A 19,095-nucleotide genomic window follows, 5' to 3' on the forward strand; every position below is an offset into this window, starting at 1 on the left:
AATACTGCCTACGCGTCACTTGATGATGTTCAAAAAGCTCTTATTGATAGTTTCTCATACTTGGATAGCAACAGAGACATGGTCTCAAAATTGACCTATTTCAAATGGCTTAAATTAGATTAATGAAAGCGATTTGGTATTACTTCAAGGCGATTTCTTCCACCTCGGATTCACCGCAAACAGCGAAATCCCCATAGGAAAGGTAAAGCTGGTTCCGGGCTTCGGCATCGATTTTGGGGTACACTCGGAATTGTTTTCAGGCGATACTAGATGCTTGTTTTGGCCCAGTGTAAGCATGGGAGTGAAATTCGGACACTGATTCCTGAGGAAAACAAACACCCGGCGCTCAGGCTGATCAGCTCCCCTCCATCTGCTGGCGCACCTGTTCTGCCTGGTAGCGTTCATCCCGGCAAATTCTGACGGCTCGGCTGTAGCGGCTGTTTCCTGGCACGAGTTCCAGCGCCCTGATGAGGTTGGTGAGGGCGTTTTCATAATCTCCGGAGTAGGTCTGAATGAGGCCGAGGTTATAATAGGCTTTGGCACGTGATTTGGCCGGGATATCAGGCTTGAGGGCAGCGGCCCGGAGAATCTCGAGGGCTCGCCCGGTTTCGCCCCCAACCACCATCTGATGGGCGGTTTGCAGCTCAGGCAGGTATTTCTTGTCAAGCTCGTAAGTAACGGAAATGTTCACGTAATAGGGCGCGACGGTGCGGACGAACTGGTGGGAAAGGTCATCCACGCAAACGCCATAGAGGTGGCTTTGGTCGATTCTTGGCGGCTTGCGGTCTTCGGCGGACCTGGAATCCGAGAAGCTGGTATCGAAGCGTTTGTTGGCGAGCACAGCGGAGGTCTGCACGTCCAGGATCTGGATGTTCACACTCAGATAGTGAGTGCCGGTGCGGGTGTGTTTCAACACCTCGTACTCCACATCATTCTTGTCCTTTTTGGTAATTATTTCCGTGTTCATGTCCTCTTTGTACTCGTCGCGGGTGACCCGGCCCACCACCAACGCGGCGGCGCCGATGAATTTACCCAATTGAGGAGCGGATTCCTCGTTCACGAAGCCGCTCCAGGAGAGATAGTGTTCCTGAAGTATGGACTGAAGGTACTGGCGGTCGAGCACGGTTTCGAAATACTCGCTTTCCAGGAGTCGGGCGGTGAAGGCGTCGCGGATGTCCTGGGCGCGGAACCACTGATGGGGCGGGCCCCAGATGTCGCCCATGGCGATGGTGTTGTAGTCGTAAAGGTTCACCTCGGCCGGACGCATGATGGCCATGTTCACGCTCTGGGTGGCGCATCCGGCCAGGAGCAACGCCAGCAGAATCGCTAAGATCAGCTTTGTTTTCATCGTCGTTTTCCTTTTTTCGATATCTTGTTCGCAATTTATCAAACCCTGCCCAGGATGTCCACATAATTATTACCCGACAGAACGGGATTCCCTCTCAGAAAAAATCAGTGTTAGGTATTGATCCAGCAGAGAAAAGCACAGAAAGAGTCGCTAACTCTACAGAAAGACAATCAGTTCGAACCGTGAATCCTTATGAAATCCGAATACCTGAACGAAGAAAGGGAGAAAGAAAAACGAGGGCAAAAAAATGGTGCTGAAGGGGGGACTCGAACCCCCATGAGCTCACCGCTCACTAGTCCCTGAAACTAGCGTGTATACCAATTTCACCACTTCAGCACTTGCTTGTGGGAGCCATTTCCCGGAAAGGGGGCTTGCTGTCAAGGTTTTATTTGGCGGGAAGCCTAAAAGCCGGATATCAGCGGCTGAAAAGGTCCCAGACGATGCGGCCCAGCAACAGAGCCAAAGCAAGGATGAAAATCGGTTTGATAAGGCGGTTGCCGTTGCGGACCACCAGTTTGGAGCCAATCATGTTTCCGGCAATGCCAAAAACCGCGGCGGGAACAGCGATGGGGAAATACACCTTCCCGGCAATCAGAAAGGCGGTAAGCGCTGCAAGGTTCGAGGCTAGATTTACAACTTTGGTATTGCCATTGGCCACCACGAAATCGTAACGCAGCAGCAGCGCGTACACCAGAATAAGGAAGGTACCGGTCCCCGGTCCAAAAAAACCGTCCCAGAAGCCTATCAGGAGGCCGGCCAGTCCGCCCAGGAACAGCCGAAGGCCGAGTTTGAACTGGCTGGAATTGTCCTGGTGGCCGAAGTTCTTGCGGATGAGGGTGAACACTGCGATTATGGGAATCACCACCAGCAATAGCCAGCGCAGGAAATCGCCGGAAAGCAGAAGCACCGCGCGGGTGCCCAGATAGGAGCCAAACAGCGCCAGAACCGCGCTAACCAGAGCCACAGGGAGGTCGATCATCTTGGCTTGGAGGTAGCGCGCTGTGCTGAATATGGTGCCGCAGGCGGAGGAAAACTTGTTCGTGGCTAAGGCCGCGTGCATCGGCAAACCGGCCGCGACGTAGGCCGGAAGCGAGATCAGGCCTCCTCCGCCGGCGATGGAATCGATGAGCCCAGCCAGAAAGATGAAAGGCAATACGAGTATGTAATCAACTGGGGTGAGAGCGATTATTTCAGTCACAAACAGGTTCCCGGCTCAGAGTTCTGCCTTGAATTCCAGTTTGAGAGAATGCTTCACGTCCTGCTCCGGATAGGCTGTGCCGCTGTATTCCAGGGTCGCGGAGCTGAAGCTGTTGAGGCGGTAAACCGCGGAGGCAGACCAGTTGAGCAGCAATCCACCCCGCTTCTCGGGCAGGAAAGCTAGAAACTCGCTGCCCTCGCGGAAATTGTAGCGGAGCCCGAAAGAGCCGTTCACGCGGGCTTTTTTGCCCCACACACCGCGGTAGCCGGGTTCCAGGCCCAGCCCGCGCAGGCGGTAGCCCTCCCCGCTTTGCTGATGTATTCCGTCTTCCAGCCTGCCGCTGAGGTTCAGGGTGCCAATGTTGTTTGAAGTAAAGTTGCGTTGCACGAGCATTCTGAGCTCGTTCTGGGTAATGTCGGATAGATAGCGGGAGTCGGTTTCGTTGCTATGGTGATAGCGGATGTTATAGTTGTTGCCGGCTAAGTTTTTCAGGTCAAACTCCGCTGAGTAGAGTGCTTCGGAAGCTCGGGACTGGCTCTGGTAGCGGTTGTCGAGGCTGCGATTGAACTGGGCGCCAAGGCTGCCGATCACGCGGTTGGGAACCAGGTCCAGCCAGAGGGTTTGGGAGAGGCGCTGATTGCTGAAAATGGTGGAAGGCCCGCTCAACGCGGTTTCCGGGAATATGAGGTAGCTACGCCAATCCGCCATCAGCGAATCCTGCAGGGTGCCCTGGAGGATGAGGTCGCCACGCAGCCAGTTCCATTTCGGGAACTGATTGCCGGGCTTGAGGTAAAGGCTTACCTGACCGTTCACCTCCGAACTCAGTGTCCCGCGTCCACTGGTGATGTAAACGTAGTCCCAATCGCCATCCGGGGTGTAAACTCCAGTGCTGTCATAGAGGCCGAGTCCGGAGCCGATGTATTCCAATTCGCGGATGCGGGGGAAGAACTCGGTTTGGTTGAGTTGGTAATTGCCCAGCAGCATCACAGCCTGTTGCAGGAAGTAGTGGGAATTGCGGAAGGAAACGAGGTTGTAGCTGGTTTTGGGACCTTCCTTTTGGATCTGGCGATGGGTGAATTCCAGGTTCAGATTGTGGTTGAGGGTAGTGGTGCTGTGTTTGAGGGCGTAGGTTTGCGAGCTGGCGGAGCTGACCCAATCTGTGTCTTTGCGGAAGTTGTTGTCCTGGATAAAACCAAGCTGTGAAAGACTGGTTTTGGCGACGCCAAGGGTGATTTGAGGATTCACACGGTAGTAGCGGCTGTCTGCTTCGGAAGCTGTGATATGGGAGTGCTCGAGGCTGTTGTAGTTGGCCAGCAGTTTGGCTTTGAACCAGTTGAAATCCCAGCTTCCGGCTAAATCGTGATACTGCATCAGACTGGAACCCCCGTCCGATACAAGGTCTTGCCAGGAAAGGGTAGAACGAAGGTCCAGCGCGGGAAACACGCCTTTGCCGGCGCTTTTTGAGAGCAGGCGCAACGCTTTCTGGCTGTAAAGGCCCGGAATATCCCGGTAACGCAAGGTCAGTTGTGGCTTCCAGGCCTCCCAGGCGCCCGAACCCAAAGTGAGGTCAAGCCGCCACTGGGCCAGCGAATCGGCCGGTGCCAGCAGCGAGAGGTCATATTCTTCAGCATAACCGGATTGCTGGCTGAAGAGAAAGCTCTTCTCCCAGCGCCGCTCAAAATCAAGACCTACCCAGCTTGAGCGGGCATCTTCCCCACTTCTGAGCCTCCCCCAGGCGGTCAACAAGCCGCTGCGGTTGTCCTCATCATCCAAGGCGGAAAAGGTGTTTTTGTCATTGGTGGTATAGATGCCTTCCACGCCAAGCTCGAGGCCCTTGTAGCCATAGTTCAGGGCCAGGTCCGCGTTGTTGCGCAGCACAGCGGGAACCAAACGTTTCTGAGGCAGCCAGGAGCCCATTCCGGGACCCACGTAGCGGTATTTTCCGCTGGAATATTCCTCGTAATCGCCATTGCCCAGGCCCACGAAGCTGAAAGTGAGGTTGTAAACGGCGGTGGTGTCCCCAGCGGCGTATTCATAGTAGGGAATTCCCTCCTCCGTGTAACACAGAATGTAGCTTCCCAAGCCGGGCTCCACAAGCGTGATGCCGTTTCCCCAAGCCACGCGGTCGCCTGCGGCACTCAGGGAATCGAGGTCAGCCGGGCTGAACTGATAGAGCAGAGGGGAATCTTTGGCATCGGCCTGGCGGATGAAATGATGCGAAATGGTGAGGCCCGGCAGAACCTGAATTTTGGAGGAATTGAAGAGAGTGGATTGCTTGTAATACTCATCCGCGTATTGGAACCAAGCGTTGATCTGGTCACTGGAGACCACCAGGTTGCGAAACATCACCGAGCCTTCGGAATAGTCGATATAATAGTCCGTTCCTCGTTCAAGCAGAATTCCGTTGCGGTAGATCTGCTCGCTGCCAGCGGTAATCAGATACGAGCTCTGCCAGCCGGTGGGATTGAGGTAATAGGGCCCCTGTTTGCCATCGATTATAGTGATAGCCTGACTGGCTGGTTTCCCCGCGGCGGCGGTGAAGCCGGCCTGGGCGAAATGGCGGTCCCGGTACCAGGCATTCAGGCCTTCAATGCTGGTACGGTAGTTGATGTAGCGGGTATCGGTGAATTCCCAGTCCAGGTCACCCATAGCAATTTCATACTGTTTGCCGAACACCCGGATGAAGACCTTGTCTAGGCTGCTGAGTTCCTTGGAATCACCTTCCGGAGTGAGTTTGGACTGGCTGTCTGAAAGCTGGGCGGCGATATTCACATTGCGGGAAAGCTCGCCGTTCAGGTTCACGAACAGCGATTGCTTCAGGTCGAAGGCTTCCTCGTCCGAAAAGGTGATGGCAAAGGTCTTGGCGCCGGAGATGAGCAGTTTGCCGTCGTCCGGAAGCCAGCTTCGGGGACGGGGCGCAACGCTCTGGAACAGGCTGTCGGATGGGTCCAGTTCGTGGTAAAGCTGGCGCGGGCTGGCCAGGTCGGGAGGCACCAGCAGACAACTAACGCGCAGGTATTCAGCTTCGGGAAAGCGCTGCAGGATAAGGGCTCCGGCGCGGTGGTCGAGCCGGTAATCGAGGCCCGGAACCAAGAGCAGGGTGTCAGCGAAAACGGATTCTGACCCAGAAACGATAGGCCCCTGAGCAAGTTGGTAGGAAAGCTGGTCGGGCAACAGGGGCAAGCTGATATCCAGCACCAAGCCCTGCGCAGCCAGCGGCGCAAACGAGCTCAGGATCAGAACCGCGGCCAGGATAAAGGGTCGCACACGCTACACTTTGTGAATGACGGTTGTGACAACGCCCCAGATCACGAACTCAAGTTCCTCGTTGATTTTGATGGGCGGATAGGACTCGTTTTCTGAAACCAGAAAAAGTTCGCCCTTTTCGATGCGCAGCTTCTTGATCGTGAATTCCCCGTCATAGCGGGCCAGCACCACCGAGCTGTTGCCGGCTTCCAAAGACCTGTCCACGATCACGATATCGCCGGGAAAGATGCCGCAGCCAATCATCGAATCGCCTTCCACCCGGGCGAAGAAGGTGGCGGCTTTGTTCTTGATCAGGTATTCGTTGAGGTCTAGCAAGCCTTCAAGGTAATCGGCAGCGGGAGAAGGAAATCCGGCCGGGAACTTGTTGCCGATCAAAGGCCTTTTGATCTTGGTTTCGGTGCTGACCCCGTAGAGCGCTTTCACCGATCCGTCTGACTTGATCTTTTTAGGCATCGCGGAGACCTCAGAAAACAACAGTCAACCGTGATCGCGCACGGTTGACTGCCGAATATGGATTGCTTATTTGATCTTCTTGAGAATGGCGGACGCGCTGGAGCCATAGTTCGGATCGTTTTGGATCCTTTGCAGGTCAGCTTTGGCGGCGTCGTTTTTCTTTTGCATGAAGTAGGCGTTGCCACGCAGGAGATAGGCCGCGGCCCTGGAAGAATCGATGTTTATCACTTTGGTGGCATAGGTTATCACCTTCGCCCAGTTCTTCTGCTTGTTCCAGTGATTGGCGAGGGCCAGAGCCACATCGGCGTTGGGTTCCAGGTTCAGGGATTTGTCATAGTATTCGATCTTCTTGGCGGTATTGTTCAGCTTGTCATAGTTGTCAGCCATGATGCGGTAGGCAAGGGCGTTGGAAGCGTTGTCTGTGGTGGCTTCGATCAGCTTGAGCAGCACCTCGTTGGATTTCTTGTAGTTCTTGATCCCGCGGTAGAAATCTGCCACGGTGGAATACACCATCGTGTTTTGGCCGATTTCCATCGCCTTGTCGTAATAGATGGCCGCGGTGTTGTTGTCACCCTCGTCGCGGTAGGCGGAGGCCAGCACCAGATAGGCGTTCACGTCATTGGAGGCCTCGGCGTAATCTTTCAGAACCTGATAGGCGCGAACCGGGTCGCCAATGTCGTTTTTAAGGATGCTGTACTTGGACATCAGCACGTCTTCGTTGCCGGGCTCGATTTGGAGCACGTTGTCATAATAACCCAGGGCGCGTTCGTATTGCCCGGCTTTCTGGGCGGTGACGGCCATGTTGCGGTAGAGGCCTGCCACCATGACGTCACGCTCGGCGGCGGTCATGGTTAGCGGAACCAGGCTTTTGTAGATATTGGCAGCGCTTTCAAACTCCATGATGGCGTCATCATATTGGTGGAGCTGGTCGCTTTCATGGGCCAGATTCTGATAGGTGAAGGCGATATTGGACTGGATCCGTTCAATGTTCACGTCCACCGAATCCACAGGCGTGGCTTCTGGCTGGGCAAGCAGGTAAAATTCCTTGGACTGGTTGAAATAATCCAGCGCCAGGGCGAAATTCTCCTCTTCCAAACAGATGGCGGCAGTATCCGCCGCGGCTTTGGCCAGTTCCAGCGGTGTGGGCGGCGGCCCCACCGGTTCTTGGATCTTTTTGTTTCCGCTGCAAGCTGACAGCACCAGAAGAGCTGTTAGCAGAATCGCAAGCAGGTATGAATACCTTTTCATTATTCCTCCAGTGAATTACTGTTTAAACGACAGTGAGAGGAGTGGCGTTTTTTGTCAATGTAAAAAGCTAATAGGCAGGAAGTAGGGCATTATTTTCAGAATTTTTTATCCCTTGTGGAAAAAACGCTTCTCGTTGAATGACAATAAGTTGGTAAATCGCGATAACGTATTTGCGTTACCCCAATCCCTTAAAGTGCTGAAAAAACAGCATTTTTTTGTTGACAGATTTTCCAGACCCAGTTTTTAATCGCTTTGTATTATCTCTTACTCTTTAAATACAAACCCAAGGAGGTAACATGAGCAGAGATGATTTAATCAAAAAGATCGCAGGGACCGCCGGAATTTCGCAGAAAACAGCCGGCATCGCACTCAACGCAATGTTAGAGGGTGTTACTCAAGCTCTCAAGAAAGAGGAGAAAGTCTCCCTTGTAGGCTTTGGTTCCTTCAGTGTTGCCCATCGCAAAGCCCGCAATGGCGTCAACCCCAAGACCAAGAAACCCCTCAAGATCCCAGCCCGTAAAGTTCCTGTCTTTAAAGCAGGCAAGAGGCTCAAAGAAGCTGTCAAGGGTGGGAAAAAGAAATAAACCAGAATTGACATCCTAAAAAAGGCGGAAATCAATTTCCGCCTTTTTTCGTCCCAGCAGAATTGCCTTCCCGCTCCTGGCCTATGCCCTGTCTGCCACGCCCTGAGCGGTCGAGTCCATCGCCCTCCCACGCCTCCCGTACTATACTCGCACCGAATTCGGGCATTATGCGGGAGGCGTTTACGGGAAACAGGAAAGGGCCTTAACGGCCAGACAGCATCGCATCAATCTACTGAATATGAGCCTGATGTAATGGAGCCGGATTGGTTTTCCCACTCTTATCGCTTATATTGTTATATTTGGCGGCAAAAACCAATCCAAGCCCCGGATGGCTGCCCCGATTGAATGGAAAAGGATTTACCCTATGCGACCCAATCGTGATGAACTGATAAATATGCTCACTCTGTCCGATCCGGCGGAGCTGGAAGCGCTGTATAAACGCGCCTACGAGGTGAAAAGAGAATATGTGGGCACCAAAGTCTATTTCCGGGGACTGATTGAATTAAGCAACATCTGCACTAAAAACTGCATTTACTGTGGCATCCGCAGCGGCAACCCCAACGTGAAGCGCTACCAGATCAGCCGGGAGGAAGTCCTTGCCGAGGCACGCTGGTGCTGGGAACAGCGCTACGGCTCGCTGGTGATACAGGCCGGTGAGCGCGAAGACAAGGCCTGGACGGACTTTATCACCGATCTGGTGGCGGACATCAAAAAACTCAGCCAGGGCGAACTAGGTATCACACTTTCCCTGGGTGAGCAAACGGAGGAAGTTTACCGCCAGTGGTTTGAGGCGGGTGCCCATAGATACCTTTTGAGGATAGAGGAATCCAACCCCGAATTATACAAGGCACTGCATCCTGCCGGACATTCCTTTCAAAAACGCCTGGAATGCCTGCGGAGCCTGATGAAAGTGGGTTACCAAACCGGCACGGGAGTGATGATCGGGCTGCCGGGCCAGACGGCGGAACACCTGGCTGATGACATCCTTTTCTTTTATGATGAGGATATCGACATGATCGGCATGGGACCCTTCATCCCGCATCACGAGACGCCTTTGGCGCACCTGATCCCTTCTTACGACCCCGAAAAAGCACTGGAGGCGGGCTTGAAGATGATCGCCGCCACCAGAATTGCCCTTAGGGACGTCAACATCGCCTCCACAACAGCGCTGCAGGCCCTGATGTCCAGCGGCAGGGAACTTGGCCTGCTGGCCGGCGCGAACATCATCATGCCCAATATCACGGACACAAGTTTCCGGGATGGTTATCAACTCTATGAGGGAAAACCCGGTTTGGATGAAAATGCCCAGAGTTCGCGCAGCGCGCTGGAAAAGAGCATCCTCTCCATCGGCGAAAGCATCGGCTATGCAGAATGGGGCGATTCGCGACATTTTAAGTCCAGAAATTGGAACGATTCTTGATTGCAAAAGCAAACTTCGCAGTAATAATACCATTGCCGGGTATCAACCTTATTCCCGGTCGAAAAATATTCAAAAATCTGAACAGAGGAGTTCATTATGAACGTGGAAAACCTCAAACAGCTGGCGCTGAACGATAACGGCTTCGTCTTCGATCCCAGTAGCGGCTATAGCTATACAGCCAACGAAACAGGCCTGGCCATCCTGAAAATGCTGGCAGCCGGCCAAACCAAAGACGAGATCAGAACCGCCATCCTGCAGGATTATGAGGTGAGCGCTGACAATTTTGACAGCGATTTCGACCACTACACCCTGATGCTGGAAGCCTTCAACCTGGTGGAGCTCTGATGGCGCGCAATCCAGATTTGAGCGCTCTGGACCTCAGCATCGCCGTGAGCGGCCTGAAAACCGGCGACAATCCCCAGCCTGGGGTACCGGTGATCCGCAGCATCAAAAACGCCGGCTTCCGGGGCAAGATGATCGGTCTGGTTTATGACGCTCTGGAATCCGGAATCTATCTGCCTGAGCTGGCGGATGAGATCTATCAGATGCCCTATCCCTCATCCGGCGCTGACGCCTTTCTGGGCCGCATCGACCAAATCCTGTCCCGAACCCGAATCGACGTGATCATACCTACCCTGGACGCGGAAATGATCCTCTACATCCGGCTGGAAAAAGAGCTTGCCAAACGCGGCATCCACACTTTTCTGCCCGATGAACGCTGCTTCTTACTTCGAGACAAGACTTCCCTGGCCAACTTCTTCCCGCCCCGGGGCATCGAAGTGCCTGAAACCGTGATGGTGAGCGACCCTGGCCAAATTGCCAAACACTGCGAAAAACTGGGCTATCCGCTGATGGTGAAGGGCAAGTATTATGAAGCATACAAGGTCTGGGACCTCGACGAGGCGCTGCAGCGCTTCCACGAAATCGCCGAAAGCTGGGGACTGCCGCTACTGCTGCAGAAAGTGGTTCCGGGTGACGAGTTCAACGTGGTGATCGTTGGTGACGGCGAAGGCGGCATGCTGGGAATGGTTCCTCAGAAAAAGCTGGTGATCACGGACAAAGGCAAAGGCTTCGGCGGCGTGGTGATCCAAAACCCCGGCCTGGACGCCTTTGCGGAGAAAGTGATCTCCCTGCTGAACTGGCGGGGCTCTTGCGAACTGGAAGTTATCAAGGGAAACGACAACAAATACTATCTGATCGAGATAAATCCGCGCTTTCCAGCCTGGGTGCGCCTGGCTGAAGGAGCCGGGCAAAACCTGCCCGCGGTGACCGTTATGAAGGCCCTGGGGCAAGACTGTGAGCCGCTTCCTCCCTACCGGCCGGGAACCCTTTTCATCCGTCACGCGGAAGACATCATCTCCGAGATCGGGGTGATGGGCCAGATTTCCGCCCAAAGCGAACTAATCCGAGGTAAAGAACAATGAAAAAAACATACACTGCTCCCCACATCGAGCGCAACTATTCCGGGACCATGAACAAATACGGCACCAAGAGCGTGGTGCGGCATCAGGACAGCATTGACGGCATACCGGTGAAGAAACTGGTGGAGAGTTACGGCTCGCCGCTGCTGGTTCTCTCCGAAAGCCAGATTCGCCGCCGCTATCAACACCTCACCGAAGTGATGAAGATGCACTATCCCAGGCTGGAGATGGCGTGGTCCTATAAAACCAACTACCTGGGCGCGGTTTGCAGCATCTACCACCAGGAAGGTGCCAAAGCCGAGGTTGTTTCCGGCATGGAATACAAGATGGCAAGGCGTTTGGGCGTGCCTGGCAAGGATATCATTTTTAACGGCCCCGGCAAGAGGAAAGAAGATCTGGAGCTTGCCATCCGTGAAGGCGCGCGCATCCAGATCGACCATTTGGACGAACTCTACCTGATCGAAAAGACCGCCACGGAACTGGATACCATTCCTGACGTGGCCATCAGGGTGAATATGGACACGGGCGTTTACCCGCTCTGGACGCGTTTTGGTTTCAACTACGAAAACGGAGAAGCCTTCCGGGCTATCCAGCGCCTGCTGAGCGGCAAGATGATGAACATCGTAGGCCTGCACACTCACATCGGCACCTTCATGCTGGACGCGAACGCCTATTACCTGGCGGCCAAAGCATTGCTGAACCTGGCACAGAAGGTGCAGGATGAACTGGGTGTGGTGGTGAAATACATCGACCTCGGCGGCGGCTTTGCCTCGCAAAACACTCTTCACGAGCAGTACACACCGGGAGAGCTTTCCTCCCCCACTTTCGACCATTACGCTTCCGCTATCGGAGCCGCCTTCAACGAATCGCGCTTTGTGAGCGAAAACCTGCCCACCCTGGTTCTGGAGACCGGACGCGCCCTAATCGACGAAGCGGGCTATCTGATCAGCTCCGTGATCGGCAAAAAGAACCTGCCCACAGGAGAACGCGCCATCATCCTAGACGCTGGCGTAAACACCGTGATCACCGCCTGGTGGTATAAACTGAAGGTTCTGCCCACCCGTCCCTTCCCAGGAACGTATCAGAACACCATTTTCTACGGCCCGCTGTGCATGAACATAGACATGATCCGCCAGGCCGTGCCTTTCCCTGACCTCTATACCGGAGAGCAGGTGCTGGTGCATCCCGTTGGCGCTTATAACAACACCCAGTGGATGCAGTTCATCGAATACCGGCCCAAAATTGTGCTGATCAGCGAAACGGGCAAACCGGAGCTAATCCGCGACAAAGAGGAACTAAGCGACATCATCGAGCGTGAATATATCCCCGAACACCTGAAACAGATATGAGCAAGATCGCCGCGGCTGCCCTGCCCTTTCTGAAAGCGATACCACACAGCTATGCCACAGTCATGTTTTCGGACAATCTGTGGCTGGGGCTGGCGTTGCTGGCCCTTACCCTGGCGTCACCGATCGTGGGTATGGCCGGTTTGCTGGGGCTACTGGTGGCGCTGGCGGCAACGCGGCTGACGGGTTTTGAGGACTGGCACAGCGGCAGTGGGGTTCTGGCCTTCAACAGCCTGCTGATCTCACTAACCATCGGCTACTATTATCCGTTGAGCGGGGTTCGGGAGCAGCCTCTGCCCTTCGTCTGCCTGATCGTGATCGCTTCGCTGGCCACACTACTGCTCTATGTGGTGCTTAATTACGCAACCATGAACGCGTTTAAGCTGCCCTCAATGAGCCTTGCTTTTTCCATCATGGGCACCCTGATCTGGTACTATCTGGTGCGCAGCGGCAATTTCAACGGCGAAGGCTTCCTAAAGCCGTTGCTCTTCAACCTGAAGCTTGATCTGCCGTGGTTTTGGAAGAATTACTTCCTCTCGATGGGCAGCATCATGTTCGTGCCGGATATCGCCGTGGGGATCGGCGTTGCGCTGATCCTGCTGATGATCACCAGGATCGGCTTTCTGCTTTCGCTTCTGGGCTGGGCTATCTGCTGGTGGTTGCTGGGTTTCGCCACTATCGGCACCACTTACGGGATGTTCTTTCCCGGCTTCAACCTCATCCTGATCAGCATCAGCGTGGGCTCTGTCTATCTTATCCCGGGAAAATCCTCCTATCTGATGGCGGCGCTGGCCACCATTTTCGGGTTCGGGATCGCTTTCGCGCTGTCCGGGAAGTATTTCTACGCCGACTATATGCCCGGGCGCGGAGCCTATCTGATGGTGCCGATGTTCGCCTTTCCCTTCAACCTCGTGGTGCTCACCACCATCTTCGCTCTGCGGCAGAGGTTGGCACACCGTTCCCCCGTGCTCAACGAGGTGGGTATCCTGCATCCGGAAAAGGCACTGGACGCCTATATGAGCCGCTACAAGCGCTTTTCCAGCACCGGCATCCCGCAGCTTCTCTTGCCTGTGACAGGTGAATGGACAATAACCCAAGGCCACAACGGCGCTCACACCCACCAAAAGGAATGGGCTAACGCCTGGGACTTTGAGATCGAGGATGTGAACGGAAAAATATATTCAGAAGATCCCACCAGCCTCAAAGACCATTACGCCTTCGGAAAACCAGTCCATGCTGCCGCGGCTGGCTATGTGGCCAAGGTTGTGAACGGCATCGCGGACAACCCAATCGGCATCACCAACACCCAGGACAACTGGGGAAACTACGTAAGCATCTACCACATGGCTGGTTACTATACGCTTTACGCCCATCTGAAAGAAGGCTCGATCAAGTTCAGCGAAGGCGACTACGTGAAGCAAGGCGAAAAGATTGGCCAGGTGGGAAATTCCGGCCGCTCACCTGTGCCCCATCTGCATTTTCAGGCCCAATCCGGCGCTGAAGCCGGCACCAAAAGCATTTACTGCCATCTTCTAAACTACAAGGTCCACGGAGCGGACGGTACCCAAAGATTCATAGGCAGCGGCATCCCCAAAGAAAGGGAGAGGATTTCCCCCCTGATCCCGGAAAAGGAACTGGCGAACCTTCTCCAGCTCGGATACCATCAAAAACAGAGCTTCCTGGTGCAAAACGGCGGAACGGAACACACCGAAAACTGGGAGGTTGAGCTCGACCTGCTGGGTATCCACCGTCTTAATTCCGACAGCGGCTGCAGCCTGGAGTTTTCCATCTACAATGGCATCTACAATTCCCTCAACCTTTCCAGCCGCCGCCTCTGCGCGCTAAGTGCCTTTGCCCTTGGGGCTTCACGCATTCCCTGGGCGGAAAACGCAGAACTGGCCTGGGAGGACGAACCCAGCCTCTCCGTAGTGATGAATTCCTTCTGGAAAAACCTCACCCTCTTTCTGATACCCTTTTTCCAACCGATCCGAGCGCGAACGGTTTCCAAACTGGCACCAGCGGACAAAGACCTTGTCCAGACCAGCGAAACCACCCTGAAAGTACTGGGGATCACGGTCCGAAGCCACCAATCGCGGATCATCCTCTCCCGCCGGGACGGCCTCAAATCAATCGAACTGGCGCATAACGGCAAAACCCTGTTGACCGCCACCAAAATCAAAACCCAGGAGGAAAACGACCTTGCTTAAAACCATCCTCATCATCCTTGCCCTGCTGGTTGCGGCCTTGCCACTTACAGCCTTGCGGAGCATCACGGATTCTTACCAGGCCGAGGCGCGCGGCGATTATAACGGTGCCCTGGCCATCGCGCGCGAACTGCTGGCTACGGCCCCAAACGACGCTTTCTATCAGGTGCGCGTTGCCTGGCTGCTATATCTGCAGGGAAACTACGGTGATGCCGCCAGCGCCTATCAAGCATCCATCCGCCTGCAGGACAGCCTAGACGCCCAACTAGGCCGGCTGAATTCCCTGCTGGCCTTGGGCCGCTACACCGAAGCCCTTCAACACAGCCGCGCTCAAATCGTTCTGCATCCGGAAAACACCGTTTTGCTGGGAAAAGGTGCTTACGCGGCTTACATGCTAAAGGATTACCGCACCGCGGCTGAATTCTTCGGCCGCATCGCTGTGCTCTATCCTTGGGATATGGAAAACAGGGAATACTTGATGAACAACCTCTACCTCAGCGAACAGGAAGACGCTGCCCGCGAGCATTATCTATTCCTGAAGAAGTATTATCCTCAGGCGTCGCTTCTGCCAAACTACGAGAGGATTTTCGAGCCCTGAGCAGATGAAGAAAGCGCTCTTGCTGCTGCTTCTGGCGGTGGTTGCCGCCGTCGCGCAAACCCAGGATTATCCAAACCTTATCCGCAAGACGCGGCAGTATCTGAGCGTGTTTCCCGAAAACAATTCCGAGCGGCTGGCGCTGGCCTGGTATTTCATGCAAAACGCACAGCCAGACAGCGCCCTGGCCCGTTATCAGGAAGCATTCCTATTCGACCCAGCCAGCGCTGACGCGGCTTCCGGAAGCCTTTGGGCGCTGAATTCGCTTAACCGCTATTCTAAATCGGTAAGCAGGTCAAAAACCCTGATCCACGCTTTCCCGGAAAATCCGGATATCTTCAATCACCGGGGCCTGGCCTTGCTGCAAACCTACGAGCCGCTGCAAGCCAGAGCCAGCTACCTTACCGCGCAAAAGTTGACCGCGCCAAACAGCGAAAGCCACACCATTGCTGCTGACGGCCTGGCCTGGAGTTATCTCAATTCTGGCGACTTAGCCAACGCGCAAAGCATCATTAAAAACAGCACAATGCCCTTAAGCGCGGCACCCTGGCTGGAAAAACCCCGCCCCGCTGTTTCAGCCGGATTCGGTTACAAACAAAATGGTGACACTTACTGGCTAGTCGGAGCTTCCCTGCGCCTGAGAACTTACTCCGCGGCTCTGGGTTTCGAGGAATACCGGCTCGCCAGACAGCACTTCCGAACCGCCTATTCTCTCGATCTGGGCAAACAATTTACCCCCCTGGACCTCAAACTTGGAGCCAAAGCATTCAGCGGAGCCGATGCCGGCAGCTACCCAGCCTGGCAGGGAAGCGCATCCATCGCTGGCAAAGCCTACATTTTCAGCCTTCGTTTCAGTCCGCTCCTGTTGTTTCATTACACCTATGCTCCGGTTTTTTCAGCCGCCCAAGCCGATCTTGGCTTCAAAATCTCGACTGACCGGCTCAACCTTCTGCTCATGTATTCGGGGCTCTATCGGGACTATCTTTCCGTGGGCACAGACCAAACCGCCCGGGTTTTCAGCGGAATCGCGGACTTGCGCCTCTACCGCTTCCTACGCCTGAGTTTCAGCGCCAGCCATGGGGACATGGCCTGGTGGACCAATCCTTACGGGGTAACCCTCGACACCATGTATCCCAATACCACCAATCTTGGCCTGGGCCTCAGCATTCCCCTGGGCAAAGGGTTTGGCCTCTCACTTTTCAGCCAGTTAGGACTGATCGATGACACCAGCAACCATCTCCTCCAAGGCGTCCTCAGCTATGCGCCGTAAGCTCTGGGTAGCCCTGCTCCTGCTTTTTGCGCTGTTCGCGGCCTCTTGCAACCTGCGCGAGAACACCCTCCTGCCAGAACATCTGGACCCTCTCCAGTACGTAACCTCAAACACGATTAAGGTTTACAAGGACCATCTGATCGGCTCCGAGAACGACAAGTCCTATCTCTACATCCCCAAGGAAAGCATCCACGATAATAAACTCTGGTACAATGACGTGGTCCGCCTGCGCCGGGTGGACAGCCTTCTGGAACGGGATAGCCTGGCTTTCGCAGAAGGTGTGGAAGCCATCACCAACTGCTACAGGATTAGCATCGAGCGCAACGGCACCGAGATCATTCTGGATTCCATCCCCGCCTTCGCTACCTTCTACACTGACCTCAAAGGCTCAAAAAACACTTCGGATGCCTGGGTGGTGCGCAGCCAGTACATGCTCTACGCGGATAAATTCCCACTTGAGACTTATGGCAAAAACCGCGTTTTCTTCGAAATCGACGGCAACGGCGACATGGAGGTGCAGAATCCCGGAAACGCTGGCGTGTTCAACTTTCCAGCCGCCAACACCGATATGGAAGCACTTTACTATTCCGATACAGAGAAGCTGCAGATCTGGTTTCCCCAAGCCTACCTGACTTCGGCTGGACAGACCCGGCTGGAGATCTTGCCCCAGCTTGGTGACGTTGATGTGAGCGCCGTCCAGGCTGTTTATCCCGGTTTCGCGCTGAACACCAAAGTACTGGATGTGAGGACCAAATCTGCACCTGATGCCTCCTCTCCCCCCATCCTGCATTGGACGCAGCCTCCAGCTCGCAAATTCGTGCAGGAATGGGTTCGGCTCCAGGGCGGGCGGGTGTTCGGCTGGACTCAGGGTCCGGAAACCTGGGTAGTGCGAAACAACGTTCTGATCAGCTTTTTAAAGGGCAGTGGCAAGTATTTCCTGCTCTCGCCGCTGGGTGAACAGGAGGTGCTTGAACTCCCTCTGGACGGCGGTTTCGACCAGCTTTACCTGCAGGACCTGTGGCTGGACCTGCGCGACACAGCCCTGCCAAATCATTCCCTGCGCCTGAATACCCGACCCAATCAGGCTTCAGTGGTCTCTGCCTATTTCAGCGGCGCGCCCTTTACGCTGGGTAGCGAACGCCAGGCTCTCCAACTGGATTTCCGCAGCGGAAACAACATCGTGGAAACCCTGCCAGGTAACAACTGGATAGAATTTGGCTTCCGCAACCAACTTGCAGACACCGCCAACGCCAGACTCTTCCGGGTTTTCCGCTCTTCCGGCAGCGACCACATCGACTTTAAAACCCGCGGTGATACCTATGATGCTCACCACTACAGCCTCAGCAGCGGTTTCGTTTACAGCGGCGTTAATTCCTCCGGCACCTATTTGCTGGGCCAGGTGGGTGAATCCAGCCAGCAGCAAAGCTTTCCCTTCCTCAAACCGGAAACCTCGATACAAACCAGCCGTGGCTATGTTTCCTGGAACGATCCCGGCACAGCTTGGGGTTCGCTGCTCCTAGAATACGGTGTGGCGATGCCTTCGCATCCCTGGCTGAGCGGACAGCCCTACGTTTTTTCCGCACAGAACGCCCTGCTGCGGATCACAGCTTACACCCGGGGCAAAAAACGCTCAGCCAGCCTGCCCGCCAACACCTTCCTAGTTTACAAGTATGCCAATCCGCTGGAAAACCTGATCAATTTCAGCCCGGACGTCGACCATCCACGCTTCGTCTGGTACAAGGCCGCGGCCGAGTTTGCACACAACACCTTTATGTATCAGGATGGTGCTTTGCGCGTTTCACCAGCCTGGTCTGGCTACCTCTTCAACGGCGGTTCACTTGATCCCGGCTCCGCCAGCAGCCTGCGTCTCTATCCGCGCATGACCTTCGACAATTACGAATGGGAATATTTCGCTGACGCCAACAGCACTCCCTCCGGCACTCCGGTTCTACGAATCTCCCGTCTGAACGGTGTTCCCGACACACATGGCGTGCTGGCTGGCCAATATGACCTCAGCCCGTTGACACCGGCCTGGTCACTTTCCGTGAGCGGCTCCAGCGATTTTTATTCAACGCAGTTGCCCTGGCTCCGCTTCCGGCAAAACTCCCGGGCGCAGAACCTGCTTTTCTCCATCTACGAAGTCGAATTTTACAGGATTTATCCCTATTCGCAATCAGCAAGCTCTGATCCCTGGCACTTCACCTTCGCCGATGGCCACGTGGGCTTCTATCTTTCCAGCGACGCGGTTTACGCTCCCATGATAGATGTAAATCCACATCTGAGCGTTTCCACGCAGGTCAATTCCAGCGCGGCAGACCACATCGTTTCCCTCTACCAGGCTCAGTTGAATCTGCCCGCAAGCCTGATTGGATCAGCTGTTCCCCTTAATTCACGGATCATTCTCCGCGAGGCGGTGGATTATTCTGTTCCCCACCTCAGCGCCTATTTCCTGGATTTCCGCACCGCTGCCGGAACGCAGTATGATCCAGGCTTTTACTCCCTGCCTGGAGCCCCCAGCCTGCCCTACATCTACATTCCCATCCCGGATTACGTTCCCAGCCAAAGCCACAGCCTCTTCTTCCGGAGCGTGGACGGAACCTTGACGGAATTCAGCCTGGTGGACAATTTTGGCGAAAATGGCCTCGGTGAGTATATCATGATCGGAAACTGCGCCGTTGCTTTGGTGGATGGCCCCGGCTGGTTCTATACCACAAACTGAGATAGCTTCGGCAGGATCAGCC

14 protein-coding genes and 1 tRNA gene are annotated in these 19,095 nt (G+C 54.8%); 9 read left to right on the forward strand and 6 right to left on the reverse strand.

What is annotated here, in order from left to right; all coding sequences use genetic code 11:
- Positions 1-355: 355 nt before the first annotated feature.
- From GX466_01085 to GX466_01110, 6 genes are all read right to left on the reverse strand, one after another.
- Positions 356-1,348, reverse strand: coding sequence for a hypothetical protein (locus GX466_01085; protein NLH92808.1), 993 nt, complete (start codon positions 1,346-1,348; stop codon positions 356-358).
- Between the two features lie 248 nt (positions 1,349-1,596).
- Positions 1,597-1,684, reverse strand: a tRNA-Leu gene (locus GX466_01090).
- 79 nt (positions 1,685-1,763) lie between these two features.
- The gene (locus GX466_01095; protein NLH92809.1) at positions 1,764-2,546 is read right to left on the reverse strand and encodes a TSUP family transporter; all 783 of its coding nucleotides are present in this window, start codon (positions 2,544-2,546) and stop codon (positions 1,764-1,766) included.
- Positions 2,547-2,561: 15 nt separating this feature from the next.
- The gene (locus GX466_01100) at positions 2,562-5,813 is read right to left on the reverse strand and encodes a hypothetical protein (protein NLH92810.1); all 3,252 of its coding nucleotides are present in this window, start codon (positions 5,811-5,813) and stop codon (positions 2,562-2,564) included.
- Positions 5,814-5,816: 3 nt separating this feature from the next.
- The gene (gene umuD / locus GX466_01105; protein ID NLH92811.1) at positions 5,817-6,266 is read right to left on the reverse strand and encodes a translesion error-prone DNA polymerase V autoproteolytic subunit; all 450 of its coding nucleotides are present in this window, start codon (positions 6,264-6,266) and stop codon (positions 5,817-5,819) included.
- A gap of 66 nt (positions 6,267-6,332) precedes the next feature.
- Positions 6,333-7,514 carry a tetratricopeptide repeat protein gene (locus GX466_01110; protein NLH92812.1) on the reverse strand — a complete coding sequence of 394 codons (1,182 nt, stop codon included), beginning with the start codon at positions 7,512-7,514 and terminating at the stop codon, positions 6,333-6,335.
- Between the two features lie 296 nt (positions 7,515-7,810).
- Here GX466_01110 and GX466_01115 point away from each other — a divergent pair, with 296 nt between their 5' ends.
- The 9 genes from GX466_01115 to GX466_01155 all read left to right on the forward strand — a co-directional run bounded on the left by GX466_01115 (position 7,811) and on the right by GX466_01155 (position 19,073).
- Positions 7,811-8,098, forward strand: coding sequence for an HU family DNA-binding protein (locus GX466_01115; GenBank protein ID NLH92813.1), 288 nt, complete (start codon positions 7,811-7,813; stop codon positions 8,096-8,098).
- Positions 8,099-8,462: 364 nt separating this feature from the next.
- A complete protein-coding gene (hydE, locus tag GX466_01120; protein NLH92814.1) occupies positions 8,463-9,518 on the forward strand; it encodes a [FeFe] hydrogenase H-cluster radical SAM maturase HydE in 1,056 nt (351 codons plus the stop codon).
- Positions 9,519-9,614: 96 nt separating this feature from the next.
- On the forward strand, positions 9,615-9,863 hold the full coding sequence (locus GX466_01125) for a PqqD family protein (GenBank protein NLH92815.1): 249 nt from the start codon (positions 9,615-9,617) through the stop codon (positions 9,861-9,863).
- Positions 9,863-10,942, forward strand: a complete 1,080-nt coding sequence (locus GX466_01130; GenBank protein ID NLH92816.1) for an ATP-grasp domain-containing protein — start codon at positions 9,863-9,865, stop codon at positions 10,940-10,942. Before GX466_01125 ends, GX466_01130 begins: the two co-directional genes overlap by 1 nt.
- A complete protein-coding gene (locus tag GX466_01135) occupies positions 10,939-12,288 on the forward strand; it encodes a diaminopimelate decarboxylase (protein ID NLH92817.1) in 1,350 nt (449 codons plus the stop codon). The genes GX466_01130 and GX466_01135 overlap by 4 nt, the downstream gene beginning before the upstream one ends.
- On the forward strand, positions 12,285-14,492 hold the full coding sequence (locus tag GX466_01140) for a peptidoglycan DD-metalloendopeptidase family protein (protein NLH92818.1): 2,208 nt from the start codon (positions 12,285-12,287) through the stop codon (positions 14,490-14,492). Before GX466_01135 ends, GX466_01140 begins: the two co-directional genes overlap by 4 nt.
- Positions 14,485-15,087, forward strand: coding sequence for a hypothetical protein (locus GX466_01145; protein ID NLH92819.1), 603 nt, complete (start codon positions 14,485-14,487; stop codon positions 15,085-15,087). The genes GX466_01140 and GX466_01145 overlap by 8 nt, the downstream gene beginning before the upstream one ends.
- Positions 15,088-15,091: 4 nt before the next feature.
- The gene (locus tag GX466_01150) at positions 15,092-16,354 is read left to right on the forward strand and encodes a hypothetical protein (protein NLH92820.1); all 1,263 of its coding nucleotides are present in this window, start codon (positions 15,092-15,094) and stop codon (positions 16,352-16,354) included.
- Positions 16,344-19,073 (forward strand): hypothetical protein, encoded by a 2,730-nt coding sequence (locus tag GX466_01155; protein ID NLH92821.1) that lies wholly within the window; start codon positions 16,344-16,346, stop codon positions 19,071-19,073. Before GX466_01150 ends, GX466_01155 begins: the two co-directional genes overlap by 11 nt.
- The last annotated feature ends 22 nt before the right edge of the window (positions 19,074-19,095 follow it).

This window comes from Candidatus Cloacimonadota bacterium (assembly GCA_012516855.1).
Classification (GTDB): domain Bacteria; phylum Cloacimonadota; class Cloacimonadia; order Cloacimonadales; family Cloacimonadaceae; genus Syntrophosphaera.

Coding starts and splice junctions, on each gene's coding strand:
- GX466_01115 (NLH92813.1), top strand. CDS start 7,811: ATGAGCAGAGATGATTTAATCAAAAAGATCGCAGGGACCGCCGGAATT.
- umuD (NLH92811.1), bottom strand. CDS start 6,266: ATGCCTAAAAAGATCAAGTCAGACGGATCGGTGAAAGCGCTCTACGGG.
- GX466_01110 (NLH92812.1), bottom strand. CDS start 7,514: ATGAAAAGGTATTCATACCTGCTTGCGATTCTGCTAACAGCTCTTCTG.
- GX466_01135 (NLH92817.1), top strand. CDS start 10,939: ATGAAAAAAACATACACTGCTCCCCACATCGAGCGCAACTATTCCGGG.
- GX466_01130 (NLH92816.1), top strand. CDS start 9,863: ATGGCGCGCAATCCAGATTTGAGCGCTCTGGACCTCAGCATCGCCGTG.
- GX466_01085 (NLH92808.1), bottom strand. CDS start 1,348: ATGAAAACAAAGCTGATCTTAGCGATTCTGCTGGCGTTGCTCCTGGCC.
- GX466_01125 (NLH92815.1), top strand. CDS start 9,615: ATGAACGTGGAAAACCTCAAACAGCTGGCGCTGAACGATAACGGCTTC.
- GX466_01150 (NLH92820.1), top strand. CDS start 15,092: ATGAAGAAAGCGCTCTTGCTGCTGCTTCTGGCGGTGGTTGCCGCCGTC.
- hydE (NLH92814.1), top strand. CDS start 8,463: ATGCGACCCAATCGTGATGAACTGATAAATATGCTCACTCTGTCCGAT.
- GX466_01155 (NLH92821.1), top strand. CDS start 16,344: ATGCGCCGTAAGCTCTGGGTAGCCCTGCTCCTGCTTTTTGCGCTGTTC.
- GX466_01140 (NLH92818.1), top strand. CDS start 12,285: ATGAGCAAGATCGCCGCGGCTGCCCTGCCCTTTCTGAAAGCGATACCA.